Source organism: Mesorhizobium sp. WSM4308 (genome assembly GCF_002294905.1).
Classification (GTDB): Bacteria; Pseudomonadota; Alphaproteobacteria; order Rhizobiales; family Rhizobiaceae; genus Mesorhizobium.
This window is the reverse complement of record NZ_NSFW01000004.1, coordinates 289,060-304,604: the sequence shown is the minus strand read 5'-3', so window position 1 is coordinate 304,604 and position 15,545 is coordinate 289,060. Positions and strand designations below refer to the sequence as shown.

Sequence of the window (15,545 nt, the reverse complement as noted above, 5' to 3'; positions counted from 1 at the left end):
CTCCTTGGCGCGAGGACGCCGCTCAAGGCCATCCCGCATGAGAGCCGTCGGTGAAGATCAGTCTTTCACCGATATATTTATTTTCCGTACCAGCCGTTCGGATTCCGGCCGATCGAGGTCGATCGACAAAAGGCCGTTCTTCAGCTCCGCCGCGATCACACGCATGCCGTCGGCCAGCACGAAACAGCGCTGGAATTGGCGCGCGGCGATGCCGCGATGAAGGAATTCGCGCTCGGTGTCGTCGGTCTGACGGCCGCGCACGACCAGCTGGTTTTCCTCCGTTGTCACATCGAGATCGCTTTCGGCGAAACCGGCGACGGCGAGTGTGATGCGCAGCCTTTCGGCCTTGCCGTCGGCACCGCTGAGGCGCTCGATGTTGTAGGGAGGGTAGCTATCACCGGACTTCGCCAGACGCTCCAAGGTCTTTTCCATGGCATCGAAACCAAGGAGAAGCGGGCTGGAGAAAGGCGTCATTCGGCTCATGTTACACTGTCCTCTCAAGAGCGACATAAACTGGAAAAACCCGGATGGCATTTTTCCCGATGGCCTTGATATGGTCCGCCCCGCGACCAAGTTCAAGCCACCACAAGACCCGCCCAAAAAGACCAAGCCTTGGACTCACAGGAATAATCGACATGGCGCTTGAAACGACGCGCGGATGCAAGGAGAAGCGCCGGGGTCGTTCTTCAGGCGTGCGATCGATCCGGTGAGCTCACGGCCTCCCAAACAAGGAATTGAAATGCCCCAACCACGCAAGATCATCATCGACACCGATCCCGGCCAGGATGATGCCGTCGCTATTCTCTTGGCGCTCGGCAGCAGCGAACTGGAGATCGTCGGCATCACCGCCGTTGCCGGCAACGTGCCGCTGAAGCTTACCGAGAAGAATGCCCGCAAGATTTGCGAACTGGCCGGCCGCCCGGAGGTCAAGGTCTATGCCGGCGCTATCCGTCCCCTGGCGCGCACATTGGTCACCGCCGAGGAAGTGCATGGCAAGACCGGCCTCAACGGGCCGCAGCTGCCCGAACCGACGATGAAGCTGCAGGAGCAGTATGCCGTCGACTTCATCGTCGAGACGCTGATGAAGGAAGAGAGCGGCACCATCACGCTCTGCCCGCTCGGGCCGTTGACCAACATCGCGCTGGCGCTGATCCGCGAACCGCGGATCGCGCCGCGCATCAAGGAAATCGTGCTGATGGGGGGCGGCTTCTTCGAGGGCGGCAACGTCACGCCCGCGGCCGAATTCAACATCTATGTCGATCCGCAGGCCGCCGATCTGGTGTTCAAGGCCGGCATCCCGATCGTGATGATGCCGCTCGACGTCACCCACAAGGCGCTGACCACCACCAAGCGCACGCAGGCTTTCCGCGCGCTCGGCACCAAGGTCGGCATCGCGACCGCCGAGATGCTGGAATTCTTCGAGCGTTACGACGAGGGCAAATACGGCACCGATGGCGGCCCGCTGCACGACCCCTGCGTCATCGCCTACCTGTTGAAGCCGGACCTGTTCAAGGGCCGCAACTGCAATGTCAGCGTGGAGACCGCCTCGGAACTGACCATGGGCATGACCGTGATCGACTGGTGGGGCGTCACCAAGCGGGAAAAGAATGCCATGGTGATGCGCGACATCGACCATGACGGCTTCTTCGCGCTGCTGGTGGAGCGGCTGGGCCGGCTGTAACACTTCCGCCGATCGATGCAGACGGTTTGCCCAGAGGCATAGAGCTTCTGGGCATGTCTCACTCGGGAAACCGGTAGAAGACGACGCCATTGTCGCGCGTGACGCGTTCGATGCCCGCATCTGACCCAATCAGATGCGGGCGGTCGTCGTCGATGAGCACAGACGAGCCATCGTCGAGAACAAGCACATAGAGGATGTACTTACCGTCTCTCCATTGGGCACTTTTGATCGTTGCATCGATGGCACCGACAGACCGAATCGGGCTTGCGTCGTTGGCCCATTTGTTCGCCGCCAACATGAGCATAATCGCAAACGCACCGATGAAGAGGATCACGCCAGGCGCATTCCTCTTCAAACCATCCCAAGTCCAAAAGACAGGCATGAATCCCCCGATAGAGATTCATGTGGTGGTGGGAGAGCAGACTTTCAATCGGTTGCTATGCGAGGGCGCTGCAACTCTTCGCGTCGCCCGGCTCGCGGCCGCCGTTACTTCGACCTCGAAAACGCCAGCCAAAGGCCACCGCCGACCAGAAAACTGCCGCTGATCCTGGACATGAGCTTGATGCGGTGGGCCGACAGCAGGCGCCCGGCGCGGCCGGCGGCGAGTGCGTAGGTCGAATCCGACACGGCGGCAAAGATCATGGCGGTGAGACCCATGACGACGATCTGCAGCGAGTAATTGCCTTGCGGCGCGATGAACTGCGGAAAGAAGGCGCCGAAGAACACCAGCGTCTTGGGGTTGCTGAGCGCCACCACCAGGCCCTGCAGGAAGAAACCGCCGCGCGGCTTTCTGGCGGTTCCGTCGGCATTCAGCGTGCCCTTGGAGCGGAACATCTGCACGCCCATCCAGATCAGGTAGGCGGCGCCGATCAGCCTGACCCATTCGAACCAGTGGCCCATGCCCGCGATCAGCGTGTTGAGGCCGATGCCGACAATGGCGATCATGATGGCAAGCCCGGCCTGCGTGCCGGCGACATTGGCCAGACCGGCGCGGGTTCCGTGCCGGATGCTGTTGGCGATGATCAGCGTGACCGTCGGTCCCGGCACCAGGATGATAACGATGCAGGCGAGAACATAGGCGGCGTAAAGTTCCAGCGACATGATCTTCCTCAAAATGCTGCCAATGCGGCGTGGCAGGCGACAATTAATGCATGCGGGTAACCTCCGCGCAAGCCTGACGCGAAACGCCGGGCCGTTGCACGTGCGTCAGGCGCCGGCCTGCCAGGGCAGCGTCGCCTCATAGGCGGCGGCGGCCCTCAGTACGGCGAGGTCGCCGCGCGGCCGGCCGATCAGCTGCATGCCCATTGGCCGGCCCTTGTCGTCGAAGCCGACCGGCACGTTGACCGCCGGGCAGCCGCCCAGCGTGGCGAAGGCTGAAACCTGCATCCAGCGGTGATAGCTGTCCATCGGCCGTCCCGCGACCTCGCTGGGCCAATGCATGCCGACTTCGAAGGGGAAGACCTGCGCGGTGGGCAGGGCGATGAGATCGAAGCGGTCGAAGATCGACAGCAGCATCCGATGCCAGGAGGTGCGCACCACCGAGGCCGCGCGGATCTGCGGCGCCGTCAGCCGCATGGCGTTCTCGATTTCCCATATGGCTTCCGGCTTCAGCAGACCGCGCTTGGAAGGATCGTCGTAATGGACCTTGAGGGCGCAGCCGCTGCTGGCCTGGCGCAGCGTCACGAAGGCCTGCCACAGCGCTTCGAAGTCGAAATCCGGGAGCAAGGGTTCCGCCGGGAAGGATGCATCCGCGAAGCGGCCGAGAGCCGCCTCGCACAGATCGAGGATGCCAGGTTCGACTGGCAGATGGCCGCCGAGGTCGCCGAGCCAGGCGACGCGGCCGCCAGTCGATGGCGGTGCAAGCCCTTCGAGGAACGAACCCGGTTTCTCATAGGACAGGGGCGCCTGCGGATGGTAGCCCGCCTGCACGTCGAGCAGCAGCGCCATGTCGGCGACGTTGCGGCCCATCGGGCCCTCGACGCCCATCTGCGCATGGAAGACCTCAAGATCGGGTCCGGCGGGCACAAGCCCTTGCGATGGCCGGAAGCCGTAGACATTGTTCCAGCCTGCCGGATTGCGCAGCGAGCCGCCGAAGTCGCTGCCATCGGCGACGGGCACCATGTCGAGCGCCAGCGCCACCGCCGCGCCGCCGCTCGAGCCGCCGGCGGTGAGCGCCGGATCGAAAGCGTTCAGCGTCGGCCCGAAGACGTTGTTGTAGGTGTTGGATCCCAACCCGAATTCGGGAACATTGGTCTTGCCGATGATGATGGCGCCGGCGTTGCGGATGCGCTCGACGAAGAAATCGTCTTCCTGCGGCACGAAATCGGCAAAGATAGGCGAGCCGAAGGAGGTCCTGAGCCCGGTCGTCGAGGCGAGGTCCTTGATGGCGATCGGCAGGCCGAAGAGCGTCCCGGTTTCGCTCGCTTGCCTGGCGTCGGCTGCATCGGCCTCGCGCAGGATATCGTCGCGGTCGCGCAACGAGACGATGGCGTTGACCAGCGGGTTGACCGCTTCGATGCGGTCGAGGAAGGCCGTCACCACCTCGCGCACGGACAGTTTCTTGCGGCGGATCGCGCCGGCAAGGTCGATGGCGGACAGGCGGCAGATATCACCGGCCGGCGGCACGGCATGTTTCGTCCCGGGGCGCATCACTTTCAATGGGTTTCCTGCAAGGCTTGATCGACATCCTTGGCCAGCGGGATCGCCGGCTGGGCGCCGGGCTTGAGACATGCGAGCGAGCCCGCCGCAGCGGCGCGTGCCAGTGCCTTGTCGAGCGCTAGGCCGGCAGACAGGCCGGCAGCGAAGTAGCCGCAAAAGGTGTCGCCGGCGCCGACCGTGTCGACAGGCGTGATCTTCATGGCCGCAAGGGTGAGGAACTCGCTCGGTGTCGCTGCCATGACGCCGTCGCCGCCGAGGGTGACGACGATGGTGCGGCCGGTTTTCGCGGCGAAGTCGCGCATGCGTGCCGCGCGGTCGCGGCCGTTCAGCGCCAGCGCCTCGCCATAGAGGTCGAACTCGGTCTCGTTGGCGACGGCATAATCGGTCTTTCCGAGGAAAGCCGCCGCGTCGCCCTGGAAAGGAGCGGTGTTGAGCACGGTGATGGCACCGGCCGCCCGTGCCTGGTCGAGTGCCGTATCGACGGTCGCCAGCGGGATCTCGTGCTGGAGCAGCACGACATCGCCCTTTTGGAGGAAGGCCTTGGAAAGGTCGCCGGGCACCACGGACGCATTGGCGCCGGGGACCACGGCGATGATGTTCTCGCCATCGGCGCCGACCATGATCAGCGCCGTTCCGGTGGAGGCAAAGGTTTCGCCCACGCCCGACAGGTCGACCCTGGCCTCGCGCAGCAACGCCAGTGCCTCGCCGGCGAAACTGTCCTTGCCGACGGCGCCGACCATGCGCACCTGGACACCGGCGCGCGCGGCAGCCAGCGCCTGGTTGGCGCCCTTGCCGCCCGGCGCCGTGGCGAAACTGGAACCGCTCACCGTTTCGCCGGGGCTCGGCAAGCGGTCGACTTTGGCGATAAGGTCGAGATTGATCGAGCCGATGACGACTATCAAGAAAGTGCCTCCCTGCCAGCGCTGGCCGGAAATCAGGATCGACTTTCGGAAAGCACGATGTGGATCGAGATCCACATCGTGGATCGAGATGACGAGCTGCGCCGGTGCCTCCGTATCGATGCGCCGTCACCCCGGTTGTGCCGGAAGCTAGCGCGTCATGCGATGAGTTGCCAGACCATGTGGATATCAAAAGGCGATTTGTCGCCTCACTCGCAGCGCACGGTGACGATGCCCTGATAGGTGCCCGCGGGAAAGACGCCGCTCGACTTGGTGGCGGTGAGATCGACCTGCAGGGCGTGGGTGCCGTTGGTGACCCTTTGCGGCACGCTTCCGTTGATGTCGACCCCCGAGCCATCGAGCCGGAAGACCGAGGCGAAGGTGACGTTGGTGCCGCCGCCGCTCGGCGCGGACGAGAATGCGGCAGGCGCCGGCGCCGAAACCGAATAGCAGTCCAGCAGGTTGAGCAGGGTGCACAGAAGCGAGCTCGCCACCACGGTGGCGCTGGCGCTCGATCCGCCTGCCTGTTTGGAACCCAGTATGCTTATGGCAGGATTTGCGGTCATCGTCCCCGATGCCCCGACCATGATGGTGCAGGTGCCGATGATCGCCGCCGGTGCGGGCTGGCTGAAGCCGGCAAGGGCTGCTATCGTAAGCAGCGCGGGCCTATTTTTTCTTCTTCTTCTTGCCATCGCTGTTTCCGGTCCTGATGGTCCAGCCTTCGTTGGCCCATCCAGGTGATGCGGCCGCGGTCGCGGGAGCGCTCGTGGCCACGCTTCCGGTCGGGCCGTCGCCGCCGAGGCCCATTTTGAGCAGTTTCAGCTCCATCTGCAGGCGCTGGACCTCCAGTTCATACAGCCGGCTGCAGTCGAGGCGTTTCGGCGTACGCCCGATCGGGATCACCACCCGGCCGTAGGTGGCGACGCCATTGTCCGTCTGGTTGTTGCCTCTGATAACGCCGAGATCGACATAGGCACCAGAACCGGAAACGGCGGAACGGCAAGTGGTGCCGTCCGCGGCATGGACCTCGTCCTGGCCCTGGGGCAAGGTGACACCGGGCAAATTGAAGCCGTTCTCGTTCTGGTTGAGATTGTAGATCTGGTCCTGGGCCTGAGTTGGAACGGTGCTTGTGACAGCAACCGCGAGTGCCAGCGTCAGGACTTGCGGTGCCCAAAGAACTTTCCGCATATCTGCGCCCTTATCTGCGTCTGCTGGTTGGGGAAGGGGATGCTTTCCGTACAGATACGCACTTTACGCTCGGCGGCGCCGCCGAAGGGCACGACCACAAGGACGGGACGGGAGGCCTGGGCGCCGAGCTGGAAGGCAGCCGGTGATATCCTGGCGTCCACCGGCTGAAAATCCTGATCGTAGACGTGGATTTCGATCTTGATCTTCTGGTCGTATGGATTGGCCGGGAAGACGCGGACCGCGAAGACGTCGGTGAAACTGTTGACCTCGCCGCGCATCGGCGACATCGACTGCGCCGCCGCGGCAGCAGGGATCAGGCCGACGGCCAGCGCCGTCGCCAGGGTTCGAAAAGGTGTCAAGGATGCCTCCTTCCCCGGGCGCTACTCGCAGCGAAGCGTTACCGTTGCCTGATAGTTGCCGTTGGCGAAGCGGTTGCTGCCGCCCTTGGTGCCGGCGAGATGGACCGAAACGAGGTCGGCGCCGGGTGTGCTGATGGCGGTAGCGGAACCGGTCTCGACGATGGAGTGCGCACCGGCGGAAGAGTAGGTTGGCGTCCAGGTGGTCGACGTCGTGTCGGCCGACGGCACTGTCGTGGCGGTAACCGGATCGACGCTCAGCGACACGCCGCCTGTCGTCGTCAGCGTGACGGTTCCGGCAGAGCCGCCGCTGTTGTGGGAACTGAGGGTCTGGAGGTCGGGACTGACCGTCATCGTGCCATTGGTGGCAATGACAAGCGTGCAGGTCGGGGTGATCGTGCCATTGAAAATGACATTTTGCGTCGCAGCCGATGCAGGCTGGCCCAGACACGCGACCAGCAGGGTTGCACCGAAGGCGGTGCGAAACAACTTCATCGAGACCTCCTATTAAGTCGGATCGCCCGAATTAACAGGAATCATGATCGCTTTATCGTGGTTAATTTAGTGTAAAATTAAATAATTCGCGGAAATAACATCTTATAAAGAACCGAAGGTTGTCACCGGTTGTAACGTGAATTTCCGATAGAATCCAATTAATACTTTCTGCTATCCAAGATCTGTAAATTTCTTCGCCGGAAACTGGAAAAACGATATTTACGACGACACTTGGCCCGCCTCCCAGCCAAGGATGGCGCGCTTGCGGGTCAGGCCCCAGTGGTAGCCGGTGAGGTCGCCGGACTTGCCGATGGCGCGATGGCAAGGCACCACGAAGGAGAGCGGGTTGGCGCCATTGGCGGCGCCGACCGCGCGGCTGGCGCTTGGCGCGCCGATGCTGGCGGCGATCGAGGAATAGGTGCGGGCCTTGCCCATCGGGATCTGCAGCAGCGCCTCCCAGACGCGAACCTGGAAGTCGGTGCCGATCATGACGACGTGCAGCGGCTGGTCGGGGCGCCACAGCGTCGGATCGAAGATGCGCGCGGCGTAAGGACCGGTCGCGGCCAGGTCCTCGACATAGATGGCGTTCGGCCAGCGGCTGGACATGTCGGCGAAGGTGGCGCGCTCCTCGCCGGGGTCGCAGAAAGCGAGGCCGGCAAGCCCGCGGTCAGTGGCCATGATCAGGGCGGTGCCGAAAGGCGAGGGATGGTAGCCGTAGCGCATCGTGAGGCCGGCGCCGCGTGTCTTGTAGTCGCCCGGCGACATTGCCTCATGGGTGACGAACAGGTCATGCAGCCGGCCAGGGCCGGACATGCCCAGTTCGAACGAGGTTTCGAGCAGCGGCATGCCGGAATCGAGCAGCCGGCGGGCGTGGTCGAGCGTCACCGCCTGCAGGAAGGCTTTGGGCGACAGGCCGGCCCAGCGGGTGAAGAGTTTTTGCAGGCCGGTTGGCGTCTCGCCGACTTCCTCGGCAAGCTCCTCGAGCGAAGGCTGGTCGCGATAGTCGAGGCTGATCTTCTCGATGGCGCGGCGCACGATCTCGTAGTCGCTGCCTTGCGGCGTGATGTCCTTTTTGAGGACGGCTGTCTGTGTGCTCATCGAACTGTCTCCTTGGCCAGGAATATCGCCCCTCGGGGCGGCGATCGCCACCCGAAACTTGCCTTCTTGCCGCGCATACCCACATAGACTCGGGGTTTCATGCCAGGAGTCGCTCATGGCTGGCGAGAAAGTGCATCTGACCGGGGCAAAGGAAACCTTGCTGATGACGCTGTACGGCAAGGCGCTGGAGAGCCGGCTGCCCCATTCGCTGCTTGGGGATCATTTCGCCGATGAGGCGTTGCGCAAGATCGACTATGATTTCTCCAGGCTCAAGGTCGACGAGAATCTCGGCATCGGCCTGGCGATCCGGGCCAAGACGCTGGACGTTCGTGTCGAGGATTTTCTGGCGAGGAATCCCGGCGCCATCGTGCTGCATCTGGGCTGCGGGCTCGATACGCGCATCTTCCGTGTCGATCCGCCGCCAGGCGTGGACTGGTTCGACGTCGACTATCCCCAGGTCATCGAACTCAGGCGAAAACTTTACCCGTCCCGCGACCGTTATCATCTCATCGCTTCGTCGGTGACCGAGCCCGGCTGGCTGGCCGAAGTGCCCCGCAACCGCCCGGCCATCGTAGTGGCGGAAGGGCTGACGCCCTATCTTCCCGCAGCCGAAGGGCTGCGCCTGGTTTCGCGGCTTGTCTCGCACCTTGCCGGCGGCGAGCTGATGTTCGACGCCTACAGCCGTTTCGGTCTGACGCTGCTTCGTCTCAATCCCACCATCAAGGCGACTGGCGCAGAGGTTCACTGGGCGATCGATGATCCGCACGAGCTGGAATTGGCGGTTCCGAAACTGCGGTTCGTCGAGGATATTTCCGCCTACATGCCCGAACACGCCGCCCGCATGGGCTGGTCCGCCAAACTTTTCGTTCGCCTGTGGAAACACATTCCGGCGCTGCGCAAGGTCGGCAGGCTTCTGCGCTATCGGTTCTAGAGCAATTCCAGGAAAAGTGTGAACGGTTTTCCGTCCGGAATTGCGTCAAAACAAAGAGCCGTTCAGCGCGCCTTGGCGGTCGCCAGCGCGCGCGAAAAGGCGGTGGCAAAGCTCTCGCGGGACTCGGGATCGAGAAAGCCGCCGATCGGCACGTTCCGGCCTTGGCCTTCGACCGTCATTTTGGTGATGCCGATCTCGGCGTGGCGGGCGACCGAAAACCGTGCCCAGAACGGGTTGAAGCGGTGAGCTTCCGATTTTCCGGAAGGGGCCGTCTTGCGGATGTCGAGGGTGGTACGCGAGACCGATACCTCCTCGCGGGCGCGGGCGGCGCGGTAGTTGACACGGAAGGCGATGTAGATGGCGACCACGTCGAGACCGAAGAAGCCAAATACCGGCCATGCGCCGCGCGACAGGAAGAACGCGCCGGTCGCCAGCCAGCCGAACGACAAAGCGCCCATCAGGACCAGGAAGCCCGTCCTGCCCAGCGACCGGTGCGGGGTCAGCAATGCGTGAAAGAAGGGCTCGTCAGCCTGGAACGAGGCGTTTGTGTCGCTCATGACAGGATATTATAGGAAGGAAATGGCGAGCCCCAAGTCCAAAGATTCTTCCATGCCCGAAAAAGACCTGCCAGCCGGACGACGTGACGGCTCGAACGCCAAGCCTCGCCCGCGGCCGGTGCGGCGGACGTCACGTTACAGTCCGGCCGAAGTGCACGAGATCTTCCGCCGCTTTTCCGTCCAGCGGCCGGAGCCGAAGGGTGAGCTCGAACATGTCAACGCCTTTACGCTCCTGGTGGCGGTGGTGCTCTCGGCGCAGGCGACGGACGCCGGCGTCAACAAGGCGACAAGGGCCTTGTTCAAAGCCGCCGATACGCCGCGGAAGATGCTGGCACTGGGCGAGGCCAAGGTCGGCGATTACATCAGGACCATCGGTCTGTGGCGCAACAAGGCCAAGAACGTCATCGCGCTGTCGGAAGCGCTGATCCGTGACCATGGCGGGGAAGTGCCCGACGACCGCGACGAACTGGTGAAGCTGCCGGGCGTCGGGCGCAAGACCGCCAATGTCGTGCTCAACATGGCCTTCGGCCAGCATACGATGGCGGTCGACACGCATATTTTCCGGATCGGCAACCGGCTCGGCCTGGCGCCCGGCAAGACACCCGAACAGGTCGAGCAAGGGCTGCTGAAGATCATCCCGGACGAATATATGCGCCATGCGCATCACTGGCTGATCCTGCATGGCCGCTATGTCTGCAAGGCGCGCAAGCCGGACTGCCCGGCCTGCGTCATCGCTGATATCTGCAAGGCTGAGGAGAAGACGACCAGCATTCCGGCGCCGTTGGTGCCGATCGCTCCGCTCGATCCGCTGGACGCGGTTCAGGCCCAAAGCTGACCGGGCTTCAACTCTCCTCCACGAACACTTCTTCGCGCTTCTTCTTGACCGAGGGCAGGAAGACGATGACGAGCACGGCCAGCGCCACCAGTAGCAGGCCGGCGCTGATCGGCCGCGTCACGAAGGTGCTGGGGTCGCCGCGCGACAGGATCATGGCGCGGCGCAGGTTTTCCTCGAGCAGCGGGCCGAGCACGAAGCCGAGCAGCAGGGGAGCCGGTTCGCAGCGCAGCTTGGTCAGGACATAGCCGAGCAGGCCGAAGAAGGCGACGGCATAGAGATCGAAAGCATTGGTGTTGACGCTGTAAACGCCGATCGAGCAGAACGCCATGATGATCGGGAAAAGCACGTAATAGGGGATAGTCAGGAGCTTCACCCAAAGGCCGATCAGCGGCAGGTTGAGGATGATCAGCATCAGATTGCCGATCCACATCGAGGCGATGACGCCCCAGAACAGCGCCGGCTGCTCGGTGGCGACATTGGGGCCGGGCACGATGCCCTGGATGATCATGGCGCCGATCATCAGCGCCATCACCGGATTGGCCGGAATGCCCAGCGTCAGCATCGGGATGAAGGAGGTCTGGGCGCCGGCATTGTTGGCCGATTCCGGTCCGGCGACGCCCGCGATGGCGCCCTTGCCGAATTCCTGCGGGGTTTTCGACACGCGTTTCTCGACCGTGTAGGAGGCAAAGGCCGCAAGCACCGCGCCGCCGCCGGGCAGGATGCCGAGCGCCGAACCGATGATGGTTCCGCGCACGATGGGTGCTGCCATACGCTTGAAGTCGTCGCGGGTCGGCATCAGGCCGGAGACCTTGCTGATCAGCACCGAGCGCTCATGCTCGTTTTCAAGATTGCGCAGGATCTCGGCGATGCCGAAGACGCCGACCGCCACCGCGACGAAATTCAGCCCGTCGGCATATTCGCGGATGCCGAGCGTGAAGCGCGGCGCGCCGGTGTAGATGTCGGTGCCGACGATGCCGAGCAGCAGGCCGAGCACGACCATCGCCAGCGCCTTGACGATCGAGCCGTGAGCAAGCGCGATGGAGGAGACAAGGCCGACGATCATCAACGAAAAATACTCCGCCGCGCCGAACCGCAGGGCTATCGCCGTCAACGGCGGGGCAAAGACGGCGACGAGGAAGGTCGACACCGTGCCGGCGAAGAACGAGCCGATCGCGGCGATCGCCAATGCCGCCCCGGCGCGGCCCTGGCGGGCCATCTGATAGCCGTCGATGGCGGTGACGGCCGACGAGGATTCGCCGGGCATGTTGATGAGAATGGCGGTGGTCGAGCCGCCATACTGGGCGCCGTAGTAAATGCCGGCGAGCATGATCAGGGAAGAAACCGGGTCGCCGATCTGGAAGGTGATCGGCAGCAGCATGGCGATGGTTGCGGTGGCGCCGATGCCGGGCAGGACGCCGATCAGCGTGCCGAGCAGGACGCCGATCAGGCAGAAACCGAGATTGGCCGGCGTCGAGGCGGTCGAAAAGCCGAGCGCGAGGTTGTTGAGCAAGTCCATGTCAGCGCCTCACAATGCCAGCCATGAGGGCAGCCAGGGGCCGAAGCGCTGGAAGGGCAGGCCGAGCGCGTAGCTGAAGACGAGGATCGAGAACAGCGTCAGGCCAGCCGACAGCACGAGCGCGGTGAGCGCCTTCATGCGGCAGCTGGCGAAAGCGGCGATCAGCGCCGTCAGGAAGATCGACGGCACGAAGCCGAGGCCGCGCACCGTCAGGCCGAAGAAGATCGGCGCCGGCAGGATGAACAACATGCCGCGCCACGCCATGGGGCCGATCGGCTCGTCCTCGACGCTTATCGCCTGGATCAGGATGATGGCGCCCAGCAGGATCAGCACGATCGCCAGGACCAGCGGGAAATAGCCCGGTCCCATGCGCAGCGCGGTACCGATTTCGAGGCTGAGCGACTGCAGCGCGAAAAACGCGCCGAAGAAGATGAACAGCGCGGCGCACAGGCCGTTGGTCCTGTCGATTGCGAAAGGTTTCATGGCGGTCCTTCCTGACCCTTGGAGCGGGCCTGCCGTTGCAGGTGAAAACGGATCGAAGCGAACGGGGCGCCGCTGGCGCCCGGTTCAAGCCATCAGTCGGCGTACTGGCCGGCGGCTTCGATGATCGGCTTCCAGCGCGCGATCTCGCTTTCCAGCTTTGCCTTCAGCGCCGCCGGCGTCGCGTCGGCCTCCGATGACGGCCTGGTGCCGAGTTCGGCGAAGCGGGCGATGACGTTCGGGTCCTTCAAGGCGACCTGGAGCGATTTCGACAGGCGGTCGGTGATCTCGGCCGGCGTGCCCTTCGGCGCATAGAGGCCGTGCCAGATGCCGACCTGCACCGCGGGGAGGCCTGCTTCGATCGTCGTCGGCACATCCTTCAGCACGTCGAGGCGCTCCGGCGAGGTGACGGCATAGGCCTTGATCGTGCCGCCCTGGATCTGCTTGGTGGTGTTGGTCGTCTGGTCGCACATGATGTCGACCTGGCCGCCGAGAAGATCGGTCATGGCCGGGCCGGTGCCCTTGTAGGGCACGGTGACCAGCGGCGTGCCGATGGCGCTCATGAACAGCATGCCGCACAGATGCGAGGCCGCACCGATGCCGGCATTGGCGACGGTGATGCTGTCCTTGTTGACCTTGGCGTAGTCGACAAGCCCTTTCAGATCGGTCGGCGGGAGTTCCTTGCGGCCGACGATGGTCATCGGCACTTCGGTCACCAGGCCGACATATTCAAAGGCGTTCAGCGTGTCGTAGGCGAGTTTTCTGTAGAGCGTGGCACTCGTCGCCATGCCGATATGATGGAGGAGCAGCGTGTAGCCGTCGGGATCGGCATTGGCGACGCGGCCCGCGCCGAGCGTACCGCCGGCGCCGCCGACATTCTCGACGATGACCTGCCGGCCGAGATCCTTCGACACGGCTTCCGCGACGAGCCGGGTGACGGTGTCGGTCGGACCGCCGGCCGCGAACGGCACGACAACGGTGATGGTGCGTTCGGGATAGGATTGTGCGTCGGCGGTGAACGAATAAAGCGTGAGGGCCGCAGCGGCGGCCAGAGCGGCAACAAATTTTCGCATCGTAATTCTCCTCCCGGGATATGAATAAACCGCTGCGCGGAACTCCTCTCAATGCCGGCCGCGAATGAAACAACAACCAGCGCAGGCCAATAGATTGCAATCGGACTCAAATGGCAAACCGGGATATCCGCGGCAGCCGGCATGCAACGGATCGATGTTCGAGCCAGAAGGCCGGATCCGAAACGGTCGATCGTCGAGCGGCTTCGGCAAATGCCGATTGCGGACCTCTGTCCGCTCTCGTTCTATTCCAGATCTATTGGTAGCCGTAACCGCGCGCCATCGCCGCCGCGAACACCGGGATCAGCAGGAAGACGAAGGCCTCGGGGCGGATATAGGTCTTTACCGAGGCCAGTTCGCCCGCCGGCACGGCGAAGGAGGGATTGGCGCTGGCCTGCCGGTTCCAGGAAATGAAGCGCACGGTCGGGATGATCGAAAGCAGGCCGACAATGCCGAATGCCGCCATCTTGGCCCAGAACATCCAGTTGTAGATGTAGAACTCCCATCCCTTGAGGCCCCAGAGGACACGGCCGATGCCGACGATGATGATGAGTGAGGCGATGATGCCATAGTGCCGGTCGATGCCGGCGAGTCGCTTGAGGGTTACGGCGGGCAGGTCGCCGCGGATCAGCACGAATTCGGCGCCGATGATCCCTGCCAGGGAAAACACCAGCAGATGATGGATAATGGCAAGCACAAGGTCGGTCGTGTCCATGTTTCTTCCCTGGGTTGAGCACCAGCCCCGCGTCTGAAAAGGTCGCGCCGCAAATGTGCTGAATCAGCCTGCCGGGAAATTAACACCGTCGGGCAGAATTCCCATAGAAAGCTGCTCCCTGGTCATAGGCGGCGTTGACGCTCGGTCCAGGCACGTTAGGTTCGCAGGCATGACCGGACTGAAACGCCCCCTGAATCCGATGCCTGACCTGATCCACGCCGTCTTGACGGAACGCGGGCTGATGACTGCCTGTGAGGCCCGGCCGGACTACCAGAAGAACGACTATCTCGGCTGGATTGCCCGCGCCAAGCGCCCGGACACCAGGCAGAAGCGGCTCGACCAGATGCTGGACGAATTGCAACGTGGCGGTGTCTACATGAACATGGCCTGGCGCGGCTGAAGATCTGCTTAGGCCGCTGTTCTGGATGATGGCGCGTCTTCCGCTGGCCCTTGCACCGCAGGGGCAATTTGCTAAGCGCGGACAAGATCAGCAAGGCAAATCCAATGAACAACCGCAAAGTGACCGTCACTCCCGTCATCGAAACGCAGCGAACCATTCTGCGGGCACACCGGCTGGAGGATTTCGACGCCTACGCAACGATGTGGGGCGACCCCGCCGTCACCCGCTTCATCGGCGGCAAGCCGCGCACGCGCGAGGAAAGCTGGATGCGCTTCCTGCGTCATGCCGGCCTGTGGTCGCTGCTCGGCTACGGCTTCTGGGCGATCGAGGAGAAGGCGACGGGCCGCTTCGTCGGCGAGGCCGGGTTTCACGACCTGAAGCGCGGCATGGAACCGTCGATCGAAGGCATTCCAGAGGCCGGATGGGCGCTGGCACCGGAAGTGCACGGGGCGGGCCTTGCCACAGAGGTCGTCGGCCGTGTGCTGGCCTGGGGCGAAGAAACCTTCGGACGGGTGAAAACCGTCTGCATCATCGATCCCGAGAATACCGCCTCGTTGAATGTCGCTGATAAGGTCGGCTATCGCGAGGTGTTGCGGACCACCTATCATGACGCGCCGACCGTGCTGCTGGAGCGGCTGTCCTGAACCTGGATTGCAGATCAGGTAG

The 15,545-nt window shown here is 63.5% G+C and carries 20 protein-coding genes; 5 read left to right on the top strand and 15 right to left on the bottom strand.

Features of this window, described 5'->3' with window-relative positions; translation table 11 throughout:
* Positions 1-57: 57 nt before the first annotated feature.
* The gene (locus tag CK227_RS09535; protein WP_013893014.1) at positions 58-483 is read right to left on the bottom strand and encodes an Hsp20 family protein; all 426 of its coding nucleotides are present in this window, start codon (positions 481-483) and stop codon (positions 58-60) included.
* Between the two features lie 256 nt (positions 484-739).
* Here CK227_RS09535 and CK227_RS09530 point away from each other — a divergent pair, with 256 nt between their 5' ends.
* Positions 740-1,681, top strand: coding sequence for a nucleoside hydrolase (locus CK227_RS09530; RefSeq protein WP_095772490.1), 942 nt, complete (start codon positions 740-742; stop codon positions 1,679-1,681).
* A gap of 58 nt (positions 1,682-1,739) precedes the next feature.
* Here CK227_RS09530 and CK227_RS09525 read toward each other — a convergent pair whose 3' ends face one another.
* The 9 genes from CK227_RS09525 to CK227_RS09485 form a co-directional block, all read right to left on the bottom strand.
* Entirely contained in the window at positions 1,740-2,015 is a 276-nt protein-coding gene (locus tag CK227_RS09525) for a hypothetical protein (RefSeq protein ID WP_245318102.1), read from the bottom strand.
* Positions 2,016-2,167: 152 nt separating this feature from the next.
* Positions 2,168-2,782, bottom strand: a complete 615-nt coding sequence (locus CK227_RS09520; RefSeq protein ID WP_095772492.1) for a LysE family translocator — start codon at positions 2,780-2,782, stop codon at positions 2,168-2,170.
* A 105-nt stretch (positions 2,783-2,887) separates the two neighbouring features.
* Positions 2,888-4,333, bottom strand: coding sequence for an amidase (locus CK227_RS09515; RefSeq protein WP_095772493.1), 1,446 nt, complete (start codon positions 4,331-4,333; stop codon positions 2,888-2,890).
* A 2-nt stretch (positions 4,334-4,335) separates the two neighbouring features.
* Complete coding sequence (locus CK227_RS09510; protein ID WP_095772721.1) at positions 4,336-5,241, bottom strand: ribokinase; 906 nt, start codon at positions 5,239-5,241, stop codon at positions 4,336-4,338.
* Positions 5,242-5,447: 206 nt separating this feature from the next.
* Positions 5,448-5,930: a hypothetical protein gene (locus CK227_RS09505; RefSeq protein ID WP_095772494.1), complete on the bottom strand. Its 483-nt coding sequence runs from the start codon at positions 5,928-5,930 to the stop codon at positions 5,448-5,450.
* Positions 5,905-6,426 (bottom strand): hypothetical protein, encoded by a 522-nt coding sequence (locus CK227_RS09500; protein ID WP_095772495.1) that lies wholly within the window; start codon positions 6,424-6,426, stop codon positions 5,905-5,907. Before CK227_RS09500 ends, CK227_RS09505 begins: the two co-directional genes overlap by 26 nt.
* Positions 6,393-6,785: a hypothetical protein gene (locus CK227_RS09495; RefSeq protein ID WP_095772496.1), complete on the bottom strand. Its 393-nt coding sequence runs from the start codon at positions 6,783-6,785 to the stop codon at positions 6,393-6,395. Before CK227_RS09495 ends, CK227_RS09500 begins: the two co-directional genes overlap by 34 nt.
* Before the next feature lie 21 nt (positions 6,786-6,806).
* The gene (locus CK227_RS09490; RefSeq protein ID WP_095772497.1) at positions 6,807-7,277 is read right to left on the bottom strand and encodes a hypothetical protein; all 471 of its coding nucleotides are present in this window, start codon (positions 7,275-7,277) and stop codon (positions 6,807-6,809) included.
* A 219-nt stretch (positions 7,278-7,496) separates the two neighbouring features.
* Positions 7,497-8,375, bottom strand: a complete 879-nt coding sequence (locus tag CK227_RS09485; RefSeq protein ID WP_095772498.1) for a bifunctional helix-turn-helix domain-containing protein/methylated-DNA--[protein]-cysteine S-methyltransferase — start codon at positions 8,373-8,375, stop codon at positions 7,497-7,499.
* 115 nt (positions 8,376-8,490) lie between these two features.
* On the opposite strand from CK227_RS09485, the gene CK227_RS09480 reads away from it, so the two are divergent.
* Positions 8,491-9,306, top strand: a complete 816-nt coding sequence (locus CK227_RS09480; RefSeq protein ID WP_095772499.1) for a class I SAM-dependent methyltransferase — start codon at positions 8,491-8,493, stop codon at positions 9,304-9,306.
* A gap of 62 nt (positions 9,307-9,368) precedes the next feature.
* Here CK227_RS09480 and CK227_RS09475 read toward each other — a convergent pair whose 3' ends face one another.
* Entirely contained in the window at positions 9,369-9,863 is a 495-nt protein-coding gene (locus CK227_RS09475) for a DUF2244 domain-containing protein (RefSeq protein WP_095772500.1), read from the bottom strand.
* A 22-nt stretch (positions 9,864-9,885) separates the two neighbouring features.
* Here CK227_RS09475 and nth point away from each other — a divergent pair, with 22 nt between their 5' ends.
* Positions 9,886-10,698 (top strand): endonuclease III, encoded by an 813-nt coding sequence (gene nth, locus CK227_RS09470; RefSeq protein ID WP_095772501.1) that lies wholly within the window; start codon positions 9,886-9,888, stop codon positions 10,696-10,698.
* Positions 10,699-10,705: 7 nt separating this feature from the next.
* On the opposite strand, the gene CK227_RS09465 is transcribed toward nth, so the two are convergent.
* From CK227_RS09465 to CK227_RS09450, 4 genes are all read right to left on the bottom strand, one after another.
* Positions 10,706-12,214, bottom strand: coding sequence for a tripartite tricarboxylate transporter permease (locus CK227_RS09465; RefSeq protein ID WP_095772502.1), 1,509 nt, complete (start codon positions 12,212-12,214; stop codon positions 10,706-10,708).
* 9 nt (positions 12,215-12,223) lie between these two features.
* Entirely contained in the window at positions 12,224-12,697 is a 474-nt protein-coding gene (locus CK227_RS09460) for a tripartite tricarboxylate transporter TctB family protein (RefSeq protein WP_095772503.1), read from the bottom strand.
* A gap of 92 nt (positions 12,698-12,789) precedes the next feature.
* Positions 12,790-13,767: a tripartite tricarboxylate transporter substrate-binding protein gene (locus CK227_RS09455; protein WP_095772504.1), complete on the bottom strand. Its 978-nt coding sequence runs from the start codon at positions 13,765-13,767 to the stop codon at positions 12,790-12,792.
* A gap of 253 nt (positions 13,768-14,020) precedes the next feature.
* The gene (locus CK227_RS09450; protein WP_095772505.1) at positions 14,021-14,479 is read right to left on the bottom strand and encodes a DUF2214 family protein; all 459 of its coding nucleotides are present in this window, start codon (positions 14,477-14,479) and stop codon (positions 14,021-14,023) included.
* 169 nt (positions 14,480-14,648) lie between these two features.
* Here CK227_RS09450 and CK227_RS09445 point away from each other — a divergent pair, with 169 nt between their 5' ends.
* Positions 14,649-14,879 (top strand): YdeI/OmpD-associated family protein, encoded by a 231-nt coding sequence (locus CK227_RS09445; protein ID WP_095772506.1) that lies wholly within the window; start codon positions 14,649-14,651, stop codon positions 14,877-14,879.
* Between the two features lie 104 nt (positions 14,880-14,983).
* Positions 14,984-15,523 carry a GNAT family N-acetyltransferase gene (locus tag CK227_RS09440; protein WP_095772507.1) on the top strand — a complete coding sequence of 180 codons (540 nt, stop codon included), beginning with the start codon at positions 14,984-14,986 and terminating at the stop codon, positions 15,521-15,523.
* The last annotated feature ends 22 nt before the right edge of the window (positions 15,524-15,545 follow it).